At 74.9% G+C, this 15,223-nt stretch carries 13 protein-coding genes; 4 read left to right on the top strand and 9 right to left on the bottom strand.

Annotated elements, in window-relative coordinates; all coding sequences use genetic code 11:
• Positions 1–109: 109 nt before the first annotated feature.
• On the top strand, positions 110–1,042 hold the full coding sequence (locus tag M8C11_RS07940; protein WP_252449066.1) for a superoxide dismutase: 933 nt from the start codon (positions 110–112) through the stop codon (positions 1,040–1,042).
• A gap of 42 nt (positions 1,043–1,084) precedes the next feature.
• Here the strand turns inward: M8C11_RS07940 and M8C11_RS07945 are convergent, their stop codons facing one another.
• Entirely contained in the window at positions 1,085–2,659 is a 1,575-nt protein-coding gene (locus tag M8C11_RS07945; protein WP_252449067.1) for a Na+/H+ antiporter, read from the bottom strand.
• A gap of 75 nt (positions 2,660–2,734) precedes the next feature.
• On the bottom strand, positions 2,735–3,355 hold the full coding sequence (locus M8C11_RS07950; RefSeq protein WP_091418190.1) for an L-threonylcarbamoyladenylate synthase: 621 nt from the start codon (positions 3,353–3,355) through the stop codon (positions 2,735–2,737).
• Between the two features lie 96 nt (positions 3,356–3,451).
• Here M8C11_RS07950 and M8C11_RS07955 point away from each other — a divergent pair, with 96 nt between their 5' ends.
• Together M8C11_RS07955 and M8C11_RS07960 are read left to right on the top strand one after the other, a co-directional pair.
• On the top strand, positions 3,452–3,799 hold the full coding sequence (locus M8C11_RS07955; RefSeq protein WP_252449068.1) for a hypothetical protein: 348 nt from the start codon (positions 3,452–3,454) through the stop codon (positions 3,797–3,799).
• A 260-nt stretch (positions 3,800–4,059) separates the two neighbouring features.
• Positions 4,060–7,044 (top strand): glycosyl hydrolase, encoded by a 2,985-nt coding sequence (locus M8C11_RS07960; protein ID WP_252449069.1) that lies wholly within the window; start codon positions 4,060–4,062, stop codon positions 7,042–7,044.
• A 54-nt stretch (positions 7,045–7,098) separates the two neighbouring features.
• Here the strand turns inward: M8C11_RS07960 and M8C11_RS07965 are convergent, their stop codons facing one another.
• From M8C11_RS07965 to M8C11_RS07990, 6 genes are all read right to left on the bottom strand, one after another.
• Entirely contained in the window at positions 7,099–7,479 is a 381-nt protein-coding gene (locus tag M8C11_RS07965; protein ID WP_252449070.1) for a VOC family protein, read from the bottom strand.
• Between the two features lie 45 nt (positions 7,480–7,524).
• A complete protein-coding gene (locus M8C11_RS07970) occupies positions 7,525–8,391 on the bottom strand; it encodes an SDR family NAD(P)-dependent oxidoreductase (RefSeq protein WP_252449071.1) in 867 nt (288 codons plus the stop codon).
• A gap of 109 nt (positions 8,392–8,500) precedes the next feature.
• Positions 8,501–8,920 (bottom strand): glutaredoxin domain-containing protein, encoded by a 420-nt coding sequence (locus M8C11_RS07975; protein WP_252449072.1) that lies wholly within the window; start codon positions 8,918–8,920, stop codon positions 8,501–8,503.
• On the bottom strand, positions 8,920–11,712 hold the full coding sequence (locus M8C11_RS07980; RefSeq protein WP_252449073.1) for an FAD-binding and (Fe-S)-binding domain-containing protein: 2,793 nt from the start codon (positions 11,710–11,712) through the stop codon (positions 8,920–8,922). The genes M8C11_RS07975 and M8C11_RS07980 overlap by 1 nt, the downstream gene beginning before the upstream one ends.
• Positions 11,713–11,758: 46 nt before the next feature.
• Positions 11,759–12,529, bottom strand: coding sequence for a nucleotidyltransferase domain-containing protein (locus tag M8C11_RS07985; protein ID WP_252449074.1), 771 nt, complete (start codon positions 12,527–12,529; stop codon positions 11,759–11,761).
• Between the two features lie 29 nt (positions 12,530–12,558).
• Positions 12,559–13,500, bottom strand: coding sequence for a diacylglycerol kinase family protein (locus M8C11_RS07990; RefSeq protein WP_252449075.1), 942 nt, complete (start codon positions 13,498–13,500; stop codon positions 12,559–12,561).
• A 155-nt stretch (positions 13,501–13,655) separates the two neighbouring features.
• Between M8C11_RS07990 and M8C11_RS07995 the strand changes: the two genes are divergently transcribed.
• Positions 13,656–14,855: a hypothetical protein gene (locus M8C11_RS07995; protein WP_252449076.1), complete on the top strand. Its 1,200-nt coding sequence runs from the start codon at positions 13,656–13,658 to the stop codon at positions 14,853–14,855.
• 108 nt (positions 14,856–14,963) lie between these two features.
• On the opposite strand, the gene M8C11_RS08000 is transcribed toward M8C11_RS07995, so the two are convergent.
• Entirely contained in the window at positions 14,964–15,221 is a 258-nt protein-coding gene (locus tag M8C11_RS08000) for a hypothetical protein (RefSeq protein WP_252449077.1), read from the bottom strand.
• Between the last annotated feature and the right edge of the window lie 2 nt (positions 15,222–15,223).

Below are 15,223 nucleotides of genomic sequence, written 5' to 3' on the forward strand. Positions count from 1 at the left end.
GCGCGACCCGGCACGGTACAACGGTGCGGGGACGCCTCCCCGGCGGGCACCGGCCGCCGACCGTACAGTGGGGTGGGTTCTGCCCCACCGTTTCGCCGGAAGGACCACAGTGAACCGACGCATCAGGACCGCCCTCGGCGTCGCCCTGACCGCCACCCTCGTCACCACCGCCGCCCCGGCCCCCGCCACCGCCCACGACCGCCGCCCGAGCGTCATCGCGCTGCCCGACGGCTTCCAGCCGGAGGGCGTCGCCGCCGCCGGCCGGTACGCCTGGTTCGGGTCGCGAGCCACCGGCGAGATCTACCGCGCCGACCTGATCACCGGAGCGGGCAAGCAGGTCAGCCCCGCCACCGGCACCCCCTCGCTCGGCCTGAAGATCGACCCGCGGGGCCGGCTCTTCGTCGCCGGCGGCACCGCCGGTGACGCCCGGGTGATCGACACGCGCACCGGCGCCGTGCTCGCCCGTTACCGGTTCGCCGAGGCGCCGACGTTCGTCAACGACGTGACACTCACCCGCGACGCCGCCTGGTTCACCGACTCGAACCGGCCGGTGCTCTACCGCCTGCCGCTGGGACCCGGCGGCAAGCTGCCCTCCGCCGACGCCTTCACCACGCTGCCGCTGACCGGCGACTTCCAGCAGACCGGCACCGGCGTCAACCTCAACGGCATCGTGCCCACCCCGGACGGGCGAGGGCTGATCGTCGTGCAGTCGAACACCGGCACGCTGTTCCGGGTGGACCCGGCCACCGGCGTCACCACAGCCGTCGACGTGCCGGGCGCCACGTTCCTCAACGGCGACGGCCTGCTGCTGCTCGGCCGCACGCTGTACGTGGTGCAGAATTTCCTCAACCAGGTCGCCGTGGTCGACCTGAACCGCTCCGGCACGGCCGGCGTCGCGCGCGGCGTCATCACCGACCCGGGCTTCGACGTGCCGACCACCGTCGCCGCCGCGCTCGGGCGGCTCTACCTGCCGAACGGCCGGTTCACCACCCCGCCGACGCCGACCACCCCGTACACGGTGGTCGCTGTCGACCCGCGCTGAGCCACGCCGGCCGCCGCCCCTGCCGGTGGCGGCCGGCCCGGCTCACTCCTCCATCTCCGGCCCGAGCAGCCGGATCTCCTCGATGTCGATGGCCGCCTGGAGCTGCCGCAGCACCACGTCGTCGATCTGCCTGGTGTTGCGCAGCCGGGTGATCTCCTGCCGCTTGTGGTCGAGCACCCGCAGCCGCAGCCGGCGGGCCATCTCCCGTTCCCCGTCCGCCTCCTCGGCGTCCGGGTCGCGGGCCGCGGCCAGGTGCTCCTCGTAGTCGGCGCGCAGCCGGTCCACCGTGTCCTGCGTGGCGCCCACGTCGCCGGCGGCCCGGGGCAGCGCCTCCAAGGCGGCCTCGGTGGCCCGGATCCGGGCCCAGCGCACCTCGTCGTCGCGTTCCCGGTCGCCCACCAGGCCCGCCCAGGTGACCACAGCGGGCAGCGTGGTGCCCTGCACCAGCATGATCAGCACGATCACCACGACGGTCACGAAGATGATCAGGTCGCGTTCGCGCACCGAACTCCCGTCGTGCATGGTGACCGGCACGGCGAGCGCGGCGGCGAGCGAGACGGCGCCGCGGAACCCGGCCCAGCCCACCGCGGTACGCATCCGCGCGTCGAAGTGCCGCGCCCGGCTCGACTCGCGCCGGTCCACCCGTTGCAGCACCGACACCGACAGGTGCACCCAGACCAGCCGGATCACCACCACGACCAGCGCCACGAGCGCCGCGATGCCGAGCGACGCGGCCGGCGAGTGGCTGGTGATGCTGCGCAGCGAACGCGGCACCTGCGTGCCGAGCAGCACGAAGAGACCACCGTTGACCATGAACGTGGAGAGGTCCCAGAACGCGAACGCGGTGACCCGGGAACGGGCCCGGATCACCCGGGGCGCGGCGTAGGACAGCAGCAGCCCGGACACGACCACCGCGAGCACTCCGCTGGCGTGCACCGCGTCGGCGAGCAGGAACGCGACGAACGGGGTGAGGATGCTCAGCCCGCCCTCGCGCATCGGGTCGTCCACGTGCTTGCGGATCAGCACCACGACCGCGCCGACGAGCAGGCCGGCGGCCACCCCGCCGAGCGACTTGCCGATGAACTCGCCGGTGAGCGTCAGCGCACCGGGCACCGTCCCGCCCGCGACCACGCCGGCCGCCACGGCGAACAGCACGAGCGCCGTACCGTCGTTGACCAGGCTCTCCGCGCGCAGCGTGGTGAGGATGCCGCGCGGCATCCTCTTGGCCAGGCCGGCCACGGCGGCCGCGTCGGTCGGGGCCAGGACCGCGCCGAGCACCCACGCGGCGGCCGGCTGCACGCCGAGGGCCTGCGCGGTGAACGCGACGGCGGCCATCGTGACGATCACCAGCACGACGGCGAGCCCGATGATCACCACCAGGTTGGCCCGGATCTCGCGCAGGCTGATGACCAGGCTCTCCCGGTAGAGGATCGCCGGGAGGAACAGCACCAGCACGACCTCGGGTTCGAGGATCAGGTTGTCGAACGGCGGCAGCAGGCCGATCAACGCACCCATGGCGATCAGCAGGACCGGCGGCGCGACGCTGTAGCGACCGCCGATCGTGGTGCCGACGAGCACTGTGGCGCCCAGCACCGTGATCAGCACGAGTGCTTCCACGCCGTACCCCCGTCACCGTCCGCCGGTCCTACCGTGCCCTACGGCGGCGGCCGGGCGGGGCGGAACGGGTGATCGTTACTCGAAGCGGGACGGGTCTCCGGCCCCGCGGCGCAGGATCTCCGGCTCGGGGCCGGACAGGTCGACCACTGTGGTGGGCTCCAGCCCGCAGTCCCCGGCGTCGACCACGGCGTCGACCAGGTGGTCGAGCCGTTCCTTGATCTCCCAGCCCTGGGTCATCGGCTCGTCCTCGCCGGGCAGCAGCAGCGTGCTGGTCAGCAGCGGCTCGCCGAGTTCGGCGAGCAGCGCCTGGGTCACCGTGTGCCGGGGTACGCGTGCCCCGACCACCCGCCGCCGCGGGTCCTGCAACCGGCGGGGCACCTCGGCGGTTGCCGGCAACAGGAACGTGTAGCTGCCCGGGATGACGGACTTCACCTGCCGGAAGACCGCGTTGCTGAGCTTGACGAACTGGCCGAGCTGGGCGAAGTCGGCGCACATCAGCGTGAACGGGTGCCGGTCGTCGAGCCGCCGGATCTCCCGGATCCGCTCCACGCCGTCGCGGTTGCCGATCCGGCAGCCGAGCGCATAACAGGAGTCGGTCGGGTAGGCGATCACCCCGTCGGCGCGCAGCAGGTCCACCACCTGCCGGATCACGCGGGGCTGGGGGTTGTCCGGATGCAGGTCGTAGTACCTCGCCACGCCGGTCAGCCTATGTCCGCGTTCCGGCGGGCGCAGGTTTGGCCGGGGCGGTTTCCGGAAACAGGTGGGGGCCGTTCACGACAGGGGGACCGAATCATGTCCGAAGCCAGCACAGACCGCGTCGCCGACCGCCCCGCGGAGGTGACCGATCCGCTGCTGTGGGACCTGGCCGCCGCGGTGGCCGACGCGCACCAGCCGGACGCCGAGCGCGTCTGCGCCAGCCCGAGCTGCGCCGGGGCGGCGTGGCCGTGCGCCGCCTGGAACAACGCGCAGGCGGGGCTGAGCGCCGCCCGGACGCCGCGGCAGGCCGCCGCGCCGCGGCCGGTCGCCGCCGGGCAGCCGGGCGACGGGCAGCCGGGTGCCGCTCAGGCCGGTGCCGCGGGTGAGCCGGGCACTGGCGCGGCGCGGACCGGCGCACGGAGCCTCGCGGCCACCGCCGCCTGACTCAGCGTAGGCACACGGCTCCTCGCGCCGCCCCGGCCGCCTCGGCCCGGGGCGGCGCTTTCGCGTCCCGTCGCGGCTGGTCAGCGCGCTTCACGGGAGGGCCGGAGGGTACGCCCCAAGCGCGGGAGAGCGCTCTCTTTGGCAACAAGACATTGACGGATCCGTAACCCGAACCTTAATGTCCCTTTCCAAGAGAGCGCTCTCACGACTGCCGGACCACCACTCCGTACCCCCGCCTTCTCCTCGTGAAGGGGATCTCCATGACCCACCTGCGGGACTTCTCCCCCGACCCCGTACCCCCGACCGCGCCCGCCCCGTCCCCGGCCCGCCGGCGCGGTCTGCGGGCGACCGCCCTCGTCGCCGCGTCAGTGCTCGCCGCCGGCCTGCTGGGCGTCGTGGTCGCCGGTGGTGGCACGGCCACCGCCGGCGCCGTCGGCGCGGGCAGCTACACCGAGACGCGGCCGGCCGGCGCCCTGCTGCCCAAGGGCTGCGGCGCGATCAGCACCAACCCGCGCGTCTTCACCACCGCCGACGCGCCCGCCGGCGCCGTCCCCACCAACGACTGGTGGTCGTCGCTGATCTGGAAGCGCAACAACTGCACGGGCAGCGAGGTCCTGCACGCCCACCCGCTGGCGGCCAAGGCCGAGAACAACGGGCTCGGGCTGTCGTACACCACCACGCCGGCGATCAGCGGCACCGCGACCGGCGTCGGCGAGTTCCACTACCCGTACACCGAGGACGTCCGCGTCGGGATGCCCGGACTGTCCGCGCCGGTGGTCAAGGCCGCCGGGTGGACCGACTGGACGGTCACCGCCGACTGGAGCGACGGCAGCCGCACCATGCGCGCCACCATCGGCCACGGCCTGCCGTTCAGCTACTACACGGTCAGCGGCGGCACCGCGCAGCTCACCACCGCCGGGACGCCCACCGTCTGGCGCAACTCCGGCGCCACCATCGGCTTCACCGTCCGCGGCCACGACTACGTCGCGTACGCCCCGACCGGCGCGACCTGGACCGTCAGCGGCACCGGCATCAGCTCGACGCTGGCCGGCAAGGGGTACTTCTCGGTCGCGGTGCTGCCCGGCGGCGGCGACCGGGCCGCCCTGGCCGACACCTACGCCCGGTACGCCCACGCCCACGTCACCGGCACCCGGATGAGCTACTCGTACGACCAGTCCGCCGGCACGGTGCGCACCACGTACGCGTTCACCACCACGCCCCGCGAGGGCAGCGAGACGAAGACCGTGGTGGCGCTCTACCCGCACCAGTGGCGCAGCCTCACCGGCGCCACCCCGATCGGGCAGACGTACGTCTCGGCGCGCGGCGCCATGCGGGTGCTCACCGGCGTGCCGTCGTTCACCACCACGATGCGCTTCACCGGCGTGCTGCCCGAGGTGCCCGCCGTCGGCGACTCCAGCGGCGCGGACCTGTCCACCGTCACCGGCTACCTGAACGCCGAGCAGGGCAACCCGGAGGGCGTCAGCGGCCCGGACACGTACTGGGCCGGCAAGGGACTCGGCCGGGCCGCCCGCATCGCCGAGATCGCCGACCAGCTCGGGCAGACGTCGGTCCGCGACGCGGCGCTGACCGCGATGCGGAACCGGCTGACCAACTGGCTCACCGCCGGCTCCGGCGAGAGCGGCCAGCTGTTCTACTACGACCGCAACTGGGGCACGCTGATCGGCTACCCCGCGTCGTACGGCTCCGACGAGGACCTCAACGACCACCACTTCCACTACGGCTACTTCATCGCCGCCGCCGCCACTGTCGCCAAGTTCGACCCGGGCTGGGCCGACGACAGCCGCTACGGCGGCATGGTCGACCTGCTCATCCGCGACGCCAACAACTACGACCGCGCCGACAGCCGCTTCCCCTACCTGCGGGACTTCGACATCTACGCCGGCCACGACTGGGCCTCCGGCCTGGCGCCCTTCTTCGCCGGCAACAACCAGGAGTCCTCCTCGGAGGGGATGAACTTCGCCAACGCGCTGATCCAGTGGGGCCAGGCCACCGGCGACACCGCCGTCCGCGATGCCGGGGTCTACCTGTGGACCACCCAGTCCGCGGCCATCTCCGAGTACTGGTTCGACGTGTACGACCAGAACTTCCCGGCCGCGTTCGGGCACAAGACCGTCGGCATGGTGTGGGGCGACGGCGGGTCTTACTCGACCTGGTTCTCCGCGGCGCCGGAGATGATCCAGGGCATCAACATGCTGCCGATCACCGGCGGTCACCTCTACCTGGGCGACTTCCCGGAGTACGTCAAGGCCAACTACGCCGAGCTGGTCACCAACAAGGGCGGCCCGCCCACGGTGTGGCAGGACATCATCTGGGAGTTCCTGGCCCTCGGCGACGGTGAGCAGGCGCTGCGCAACTTCCGCGCCAACAGCGGGTTCACCAGCGAGGAGGGTGAGAGCAAGGCGCACACGTTCCACTGGATCCGCAACCTGGCCGCGCTCGGCACGGTGGACACCTCCGTCACCGCGAACCACCCGCTGGCGAAGGTGTTCGTCAAGAACGGCGCCCGCACCTACGTGGCGTCGAACATCACCGCCCGGTCGCTGACGGTCACGTTCTCCAACGGCACCACCCTCGTCGTGCCGGCCGGGAAGACGGCCACGTCCGGGGCGTACACGTGGAGCGGCGGCAACGCCACCGGCGGCGGAACCGTGCCGACCGGCAGCCCGTCGACGTCGGGGCCCAGCCCCACCCCGACCACCGCGAGCCCGACGCCGACCTCCGCGAGCCCCAGCCCGACGGGTACGGGCAGCCCGCTGAAGCCGGTCCGGTACCTGCGCTCGGGCGGCGGGCTGGACGGCACCGCCGGCACCGCCAGCACGGTGAACGTGGCGGCGGCGAACGGCAACCACGACGGCACGCCGACCAACCCGCAGGTGTTCACCGCCACCGGGCTGACCGGCACGTACACCGGCGGGGCGACCGCCTTCGACCTGGCCGTCGACGCGGGCACCGCGGTCGGCAACGGCGTCCAGATCCGCGTCTCCTACGACCTGACCGGCAACGGCAGCGTCGAGCGGGTGGAGGCGTACCGGTACTTCGCCACCGATCCGGTCCCGGGTGCGGAGCGCTACCGGCAGACGCAGGGTCTGCTCTCGTCCACCGGCACGCCGGGCAACCTGGCCGGCGGCACGGTACGCGTCGAGGTGTGGAACGCCATCGGCGGCGCGCCCACGATCCTCGGCGTCGGCAACGGCTCGACTGTCACCCTGCCGTACGGTTCCTGACCCGCAGTTCCGGCGCCCCGGCCCCAGTGGCCGGGGCGCCGGTTCGCGACCGGGTCACGGCCAGCGGGTGGCGGTGGACTCGAACAGCGCGCTGTCGCTCGCCACCGGGATGACGCAGAGCAGGTGCCCGCCCGGCGCGCGCAGCACGTGGCAGTCGAGCCAGCGGGAGACCGGTGTGGCGCCGAGTCCGCACAGCCGCTCGACCTCGGCGGCCACGTCGTCGGTCTCGATGTCGAGGTGGTAGCGGGGCGCGTCGCCGATCGACTGCACGGCGGTGACCAGCCCGGGCACCACGTCGGCCAGGCCGGTGAACTCCGGTTCGGCCGGTTCGGTGCGCAGCTCCGAGCCGAGCGCGGCGGACCAGAACGCGGCCGCCTCCCCCGCCTCGTCCCGCGGCGCGTCGATGATCAGGGCGTACAACCGCGATCGATGCATCGCCCGAGCCTAGCCACGACCGCCTGCGGCGGCAGCCCGGCGGGGTCAGGCGGTCACGTGCGCGCTGTCGCCCGCGGTCGCGGCGAACGACGTGCCGCTGACCATCCGGGCGGCGTCGGAGGCGAGGAACACGACCAGCGGCGCCACGTCCTCCGGTTCCACCCACGGCACGCCCAGCGGCGTCTTCGACCGCAGCGCCGCAATCGCGGCGTCCTCCACCTCGGCGAGGTCACCGGAGGCCGGCTTCCCCGCCTCGACGAGCGCCTGCACGTAGCGGTCCCGGTGCCGGGTCAGCGCGGTGTCGACCAGGCCCGGGATCACCGCGTTCACCGTCACGCCGTGCGGACCGAGTTCCAGCGCGGCGGACTTGACCAGCCCGATCAGTCCCCACTTGGACGCCGAGTACGCGGACCCGTTCGTGGTGCCGTGCTGCCCCTGGGTGGACGACGTCACGACGATCCGGCCGCCGCTGCGGCGTACCAGCAGCGGTGCGAAGACCCGCAGCACGTTGGCGGCGCCGGTGAGGTTCACGTCGATCTGGTCGTGCCAGTGCTGGTCGGTCATCTCCAGCAGCGGCGCGAACGCCTGGATGCCGGCGTTGGCGAACAGCACGTCCACGCCGCCGTGCTCCCGTTGCACCGCCTCGGCGACCGCGCGTACCGCGCCGATGTCACGCTGGTCGGCCACGTGCGCCGACCACCGGGCGCCCGCCGCCGTCACCCGGCACCCGGTCTCGGCCAGGTCCTCCGGCGTGGCGGGCGGGAAATCCAGGATCGGGCTGACCGGCCCGGCGACGTCCATCCCGGCCACGTCCGCGCCGGCCTCGGCCAGCGCCACCGCCGCGGCCCGGCCGATCCCCCGCGCCGCGCCGGTGACCACAGCGACCCGCCCCGACAGCATCCCGGCCGGCATCGTTCCCCCTCCGCGGGCGCCGTCCGCGACGCCCCTCTGGCACGGTATGCCCGCCGGGCCGTCCCGTGCCGGGGTTCGCCCGGTCAGGCCCCGAGCCGGGGTTCGCCGGTCAGGCCCCGAGCCGGGCCCGCAACCACGCCGGGTCGGGATTGACCACCGCCCCGTCCGGCAGCACCACAGTGGGAACCGTTTCGTCGCCGCCGGTCACCGCCCGCACGGCGGCGGCGGCCTCCGGGTCGCGCCAGATGTCCACCCAGTACGCCCGCCGGGCCCGCCCGCCCAACCGCAGGCGCAGCCGCAGGCAGTACGTGCAGCCGGGCCGCCAGTAGATGACCGGCCGGCCGTCGTCCGCGCTGCGCCGACGCGCCTGCGCCGCGGTCAGCGACCGGGGGAACGCCAGTGGCGAGAAGACCGCCGCCAGCGCGGCGAACGCCAGGAACCCCACCGTCGCCGACACCGGCGTGTCCTGGCCGGCGGCCACCGCCACGCCGACGACCAGCATGAGCGCCGCGAATCGCCAGCTGCGCATCACGCGGTCACCTCGGCCAGCAGCTCCAGCAGGTGGCGGTACGGCTGCCCGGTGGCCCGCGCCAGCCCGATCTCGCAGGTCCGGTTCACCGAGGCGTACCCGTCGAAGGGGCGCGCCGCGACGGCGGCGGCCTCGGCCCGGGTGGCCGACGCGGTCAGCTCCGGATGCAGCAGCCCCCGGTCACCGGCGAAGCCGCAGCACTGCCAGCCCTCCGGGACCACCACCTCGTCGGCGACCGCGCGGGCCACTGTGAGCAGCGCGTCGTCCAGGCCGAGCCGGACCGACGAGCAGGTCGGGTGCAGCGCGAGCGAGCCGATCCGGCGGCGCACGGTCAGCCGGGGCAGCAGCGTGCCGGCGGTGTACGCGACCGCGTCGACGACCCGCACGTCCCCGGCGCCGTCGACCAGCCGTTCGAAGCCCTCGGTGCAGGACGCGGCGTCGCTGACCACGGGCAGCGCGCCGTCGCGGCTCGCGGCGCGCAGCACCGGCGGGACCCGGTCGCGCACCGCCCGGTAGCCGTCGACGAGGCCCTTGGAGGACCAGGGCGTGCCGCAGCACAGGTCACCGACGCCGTCCGGCACGAGCAGGCGTACGCCGGCCCGCTCGGCGAGCGTGAGCAGCGCGGCGGCAACGCCGGTCCCGCCCTGCGCCGGGGCGAACAGCGTGCCGAGGCAGGACGGCACGAACACCGCGTCCGGGTCGTCGGCCGGGTACGGGCGGCGCGGGGTGCCGCCGCGCGGCAGATCCCGCTGCCACCGCGGTACCCAGTCGGCGCCGAGCACCGCGCGGGCGGCCCGGGTGGCGGCCTCGGGCAGCGCGGGCGGCAGCGCCCCGGCCAGGTCGAGCCCACGCGCCATGCCCCGGGTGGCGGCGCCCCAGCGGCGGGCCGCGCCGCGCCAGGCGGTGGACACGGTCCGGCCGTGTTCCTCCGCGCGCAGTCGTTTGACCAGGTCACCTGTGTTGATCAGCACCGGGCAGGCGGTGGCGCACATGCCGTCGACGGCACAGGTCTGCACCGCGTCGTAGTCGTAGTCGTCGGTCAGCTCCCGGACCAGCGCGTGGTCACCGGCGGCCTGCGCGGCGGCGATCTCCCGGCGCAGCACGATGCGCTGCCGCGGCGTGGTGGTGAGGTCGCGGCTCGGGCAGACCGGCTCGCAGTAGCCGCACTCGACGCAGCGGTCCACCTCCTCCTCCACCGTCGGCACGGTCTTGAGGTGCCGCATGTGGATCTCCGGGTCGTCGCTGAGCAGCACACCCGGGTTGAGCACGCCGTCGGGGTCGCACAGCGTCTTCAGCTCGCGCATCACCTCGTACAGCTCGTCGCCGAACTGGCGGCGCACGTACGGGGCCATCACCCGGCCGGTGCCGTGCTCGGCCTTGAGCGTGCCGCCGTGGCCGAGCACCAGGTCGACCATCTCCTCGGTGAAGTCGGCGTAGCGCGCCGGGGCCTCACCGCCGTCGAACCGCTCGTTGAGCATGAAGTGCAGGTTGCCGTCCTTGGCGTGGCCGAAGATGACGCTGTCGGCGTACCGGTGCCGGTCGAACAGGTCGGCGAGCGCCGCGCACGTGCCGGCCAGCGCCTCGACCGGCACGGCGATGTCCTCCAGCAGCGCGGTGGTGCCGGACGGGCGGGCGCCCGCGACCGCCGCGTACAGGCCCTTGCGGATGTGCCACAGCGCGGCGCGGGCGGCCGGTTCGCCGCTGAGCCGGGCCGGTGCGCTCAGCGGCAGGCCGGCCAGCACCGGCCCGGCGCCGGCGACCCGGTCGGCGAGCGCCTCCGGGTCGGACTCCTGCCACTCGGCGAGCAGCGCGGCGTGCCCGCGCACGGCCAGGCCGCGCAGCGCGGCGTCCGCCTTCGGGTCACGCTGGGCCACCCGCAGGGCGGCGGCGTCGAGCAACTCGACCGCCGCCGGCCCGGCGGCCACCAGCGCCGGCATGGCGGCCATCGCCGCGCCCAGGGACTCGAAGACCAGCAGGCCGGTCGCGGCGTGCCGGTGCACGGGTACGGTGCGGAACGTCGCCGAGGCGACGAACGCGAGCGTGCCCTCGCTGCCCACCACGAGCCGGGTGAGCAGGTCGGCCGGGTCGTCGTGGTCGAGGAACGCGTTCACGCCGTAGCCCATGGTGTTCTTCATGGCGTACTGGGCGCGGATGCGGCGCACCGACTCGGGGTTGCCGCGCACCCGGTCACGCAGCCGCAGCAGCCCGGCGTGCAGGTCCGGTTCGGCGGCGCGCAGCCGGGCGTCGGCGTCCGGGGCGCCGGTGTCCAGCACGGTGCCGCTGGGCAGCGCGAGGACCAGCGACTCCAGTGTCCGGTACGTGTTGAACTCGGTTCCGCAGGTCATGCCGCTGGAGTTGTTGGCGACCACACCACCGACCGTGCACGCGGACTCGCTGGCCGGGTCGGGGCCGAGCTTGCGGCCATACGGCGCGAGCCGGGCGTTGACCTGCCGCAGCACCACGCCCGGCTGCACCCGTACCCGCCGCCCGTCGTCGAGCACGCTCAGGTCGCGGAAGTGCCGCCGCACGTCGACCAGCAGCCGGTCGGTGACGGCCTGGCCGCTGAGGCTGGTGCCGCCGGAGCGGAACGTCAGCGCGGTGCCGGTGCGGCGCCCGTACGCCAGCAGCGCGGCGACCTGACCGGCGTCGGACGGCGTGACCACCGCGCCGGGATGCAGCAGGTAGTGCGAGGCGTCGTGGGCCATCCGCAGCCGGTCCGCGGCCCGGGTCGCCACGCCGCCGGGCACCACCGACTCCAGCCCGGCCCGCGCGGACGCGCTCAGCTCAGTCATGATCACCGCACCTCCCCCGGCCCACAGTAGTCACGCACGGCGGGGCTCAGTCCGCGGTGATCCGGTCCAGCACCCGCCGCTGGAACGCGCGGGCGGCCGGACCGGACGGCGGCGTACCGCCCCGGCGGGCCTCGATCGAGGCCCGGATCAGCGCGGCGTCCGGGTCGGCGGCGGCGACCCGCAGCCCGGCGTCGACCTTGCCCAGCCAGACACCGTCGCGGTAGCGCACCAGCGTCCGGCAGGCCCCGAGCACCGCGTCCTCCGCGCCGGGGGCCGGTTCGTCACCGGGCGGCGTGGGCAGCGCCAGCCACCAGCGCAGCGCGTCGGCCAGCAGCGCCCGCAGCGCCTCGGGTGACGGGTCGGCGAACACCTCGGCGGCAGGCGGGCCGAGCAGGGCCAGGCCGGACTGGCGCAGGATGCTGCGGTCCAGCGCGTACCAGAACCGCCCGTCGGCGGCGGGCCGGTCGGCCGGGTCGTAGGTGGCGCGGAACGGCATTGTGGCGCCGGTGTTCAGCTCGACCTCGAAGCCCGGCTCCGGGGTGCCGGAGGCGGCCACGTCGCGGCGGTAGACGACGAGTTCCAGGCCGCGTGCCGGGCAGGGCAGCGACCCGTGCCGCAGCCGGTCCACGAGCAGGCGCTTGTCCGGCTCCGGCATCGGCCCGGCGGCCACCAGCGCCACGTCCACGTCGCTGCGGCCCGGCTGGTGCGCGCCCAGCCCGACCGAGCCGGCCGCGTACGCGCCGACGAGGTCGTCACCGAGCACGTCCCGGGAACGGCGGACCACTTCGGCCAGGTAGTCGCGGATGTCGTCACGCATTCCGGCATCCTGCCCCGGCCCGGTCGCGGTCAGTCCGCCGGGTCGGGACAGCACACGGTCAGCGCCCCCGGGACCACCTTCACCTTGAGCCGCTTCGCCTTGCCCCGGGCGCCGCCGTCCAGCTCGTACGTCTTCGGCGCGTCGAACCTCACCTTGATCTTGCGGCCGCGGGTGATCCGGACGAACGGCGACTCGTCGGAGCGCCCGGCGGCCATCCGGCCCAGCGTGCGCGCCCAGTCCACGGCGCCGCTGGCGGTGGACACGCCGACTTCGAGGGCCCCGTCGTCGGGGCGGGCGTCGTCGAAGGCCGGGATGCCGCCGGTGATGGTGCCGACGTTGCCGAACAGCACACAGCTCGCCTCGTCGTCGAACCAGTCGGCGCCGTCGACCCGGATCCGGGTCCGTACGCACTCCCCGCGCACGTGCCGCAGCCCGGTCCAGACGTACGCGATCCGGCCGAACCGGCCCTTGAGCTGCCGGTCGGCGTCGCGGATCAGGTCGCCGTCGAACCCCGCGCCCGCCATCACCGCGAAGTGCTCGCCGTTGATCCGGCCCAGGTCCAGCTCGCGCCGGCGGCCGTGCAGCGCGATCCGTACCGCCTCGGGCAGGTCGACCGGGATGCCGAGGTTGACCGCGAACAGGTTGGCGGTGCCGGCGGGCAGGATGCCCATCGGGACGCCGCTGCCCGCGAGCGCGTCGGCGCACCGCTGCACCATGCCGTCGCCGCCCCACACCAGCACCAGCTCGGCGCCGGAGTCCAGCGCCGCACGGACCCGCTTGGGCGCCTTGCGGCTCTTCGGCACCTCGTACCAGAGCAGCCGCCCGACCCCGGCGGCCACGAGCCGGGAGCGCAGCTCGTCGAGCCCACCCCCGAACGTCTTCTTCCGGTGGGCGACGACAGCGACCACACCGGCCGGGGGCACGGCGGAAGCGGGGGCGGTGTCGGGGCGTTCGGCAGTGCGCGTGTCCATGGCCCGGCTGGTACCCGGACAGCGCGGATCCCACGCCTGCGCCCGGCGCGACGCGCCCGATTCGGATCAACGGCGTACTGTGCCCGGCCCGCCACGTTCGGTACAGTGCGGGTCGTCGATCCGTGCCGCCGGGCGCGGGTTCCGAAGGGTGCGGGATGTCGGTACGGACCGGGTGGATGGCGCGCGGCACGCTGCGCCTCGGCCTGCTGCTCGGCGCCGTGGCCGTCGTCTGGGGCGCCCACGAGGCCGCATCCGGCTCGGCCGCCCACGCCGCCGACCGGGAGCCGTCCGGTCCGCTCACCGCCACCGTCGGGGTGCTCACCCACACGCTCGGGACGGTGCTCGGCCTGCCCGTGTCCGGAACCGACGACGGCGACGCGCACCCTTCCGGGCCCGGCGACGCCGCGGCGGCGCCGGCGACACCCGCCGCACCAGCGCCCGCACCCGGCTCCCCCGCGTCCACGCCTGCTCCCGGCTCCGCCGCGCCGCCCACCGCGACCTCGCCGACGCCGGGTGCCACCTCGCCCAGGCCGGGCCCGGTCGGACCGGCGGCGCCGGGCAAGGCCGAGCCGGCGGCGCCGGGCCGCCCACACACCCCGCCGGTCGTCGAGGCGGTGGTGACGCCGGTCCAGGACCGTGTGCTCACGCCCGTCACGGACGGCCTGCGTCCGGTCACCGACCCGCTGCGCGACCACCTGCTCGCGCCCGTCGCCGACGGTCTGCGCCCGGTCACCGACCCGGTGACGGTGGGCGTGCTCGACCCGGTGGCGGACCTGCTGTCCCCGGTCGTGGAACCGTTGCGCCCGATCCTCGGCCCGGTCTGGCGGGGCCTGGCACCGGTGCTCGACCCGCTGGAGCCGGTGCTCGACCCGCTCAGCCCGGTGACCGATCTGCTCGACCCGCCGGCCGCGCCGGACCCCGGATCGCCGGCACCCGGCGAGCCCGTGCCCGGGCCGTCCGATCCGAGCGTCCCGGTCGTTCCGGCCGACCCGGCCGCGACGCCGGCGCCGGCCCCCGGGCGTGCGCACGACGCGCCGCCCCGCGCCGCCGGGCCGGTCCTCGCCGCACCGGCAGCACGCACCCTCACCGTCGTCGGCACCCGGTGGGTCGACCCCGTACGCAGCCGGGCACCGGCGGCCGTCGGCCCGGCGGCACACGTCACCACCACGCCCGCACTGCCGCTGCCGCTGCCGCTCGACGGCGTCACCCACGGCGGCGGCGCCGTGCACAGCGAGCCGGCCGACGCGGACGCGAACCGCTTGCGGCTGCCGGCGCTGACCCACCGGTACGCGCGGCCGGCGGCCGACCCGCTGCCGCCGTCCCGCACGTCGCGCCCCGGCACCAGACCCGCCTGAGCGGACTCCGCAGGCACCATCTCCGATCCGGAGCACGGGCGTCCCGCCCGACTGCCGCATGCCGCGGCGGCGCCGCCGACTGTCGTCCGGCGCCCGCAACCGACCCGATCACGCCTGGAAAACAGGAGTCCGTTCATGAGCACAGCCCTGCCCGTCGTCCGCGCCCGATGGTGCGACATCGGCCGCATCGCCGATCTCGTCGCCGAGGCCCTCGCGCCCACCGCGCTGGCCGCCTGGCTCGTCCCCGACACGTCCCGCCGCCTGCCGGTCCTCGCCGCCGTGGCGCGGATCTGGACCGAACACGCGTTGCTGTTCGGCGACGCGTTCCTGCTGCCCGACGGCAGCGCCGCCACCGTCTGGTTCCACCG

It is taken from the genome of Micromonospora sp. CPM1 (assembly GCF_023896895.1).
Lineage (GTDB): Bacteria > Actinomycetota > Actinomycetes > Mycobacteriales > Micromonosporaceae > Micromonospora > Micromonospora tulbaghiae.

Bases quoted from the DNA above. Each gene is read 5' to 3' on its own strand.
- M8C11_RS07955 (WP_252449068.1), top strand. From the start codon at position 3,452: ATGTCCGAAGCCAGCACAGACCGCGTCGCCGACCGCCCCGCGGAGGTG.
- M8C11_RS07960 (WP_252449069.1), top strand. From the start codon at position 4,060: ATGACCCACCTGCGGGACTTCTCCCCCGACCCCGTACCCCCGACCGCG.
- M8C11_RS07965 (WP_252449070.1), bottom strand. From the start codon at position 7,479: ATGCATCGATCGCGGTTGTACGCCCTGATCATCGACGCGCCGCGGGAC.
- M8C11_RS07970 (WP_252449071.1), bottom strand. From the start codon at position 8,391: ATGCCGGCCGGGATGCTGTCGGGGCGGGTCGCTGTGGTCACCGGCGCG.
- M8C11_RS07975 (WP_252449072.1), bottom strand. From the start codon at position 8,920: ATGCGCAGCTGGCGATTCGCGGCGCTCATGCTGGTCGTCGGCGTGGCG.
- M8C11_RS07980 (WP_252449073.1), bottom strand. From the start codon at position 11,712: ATGACTGAGCTGAGCGCGTCCGCGCGGGCCGGGCTGGAGTCGGTGGTG.
- M8C11_RS07985 (WP_252449074.1), bottom strand. From the start codon at position 12,529: ATGCGTGACGACATCCGCGACTACCTGGCCGAAGTGGTCCGCCGTTCC.
- M8C11_RS07990 (WP_252449075.1), bottom strand. From the start codon at position 13,500: ATGGACACGCGCACTGCCGAACGCCCCGACACCGCCCCCGCTTCCGCC.
- M8C11_RS07995 (WP_252449076.1), top strand. From the start codon at position 13,656: ATGTCGGTACGGACCGGGTGGATGGCGCGCGGCACGCTGCGCCTCGGC.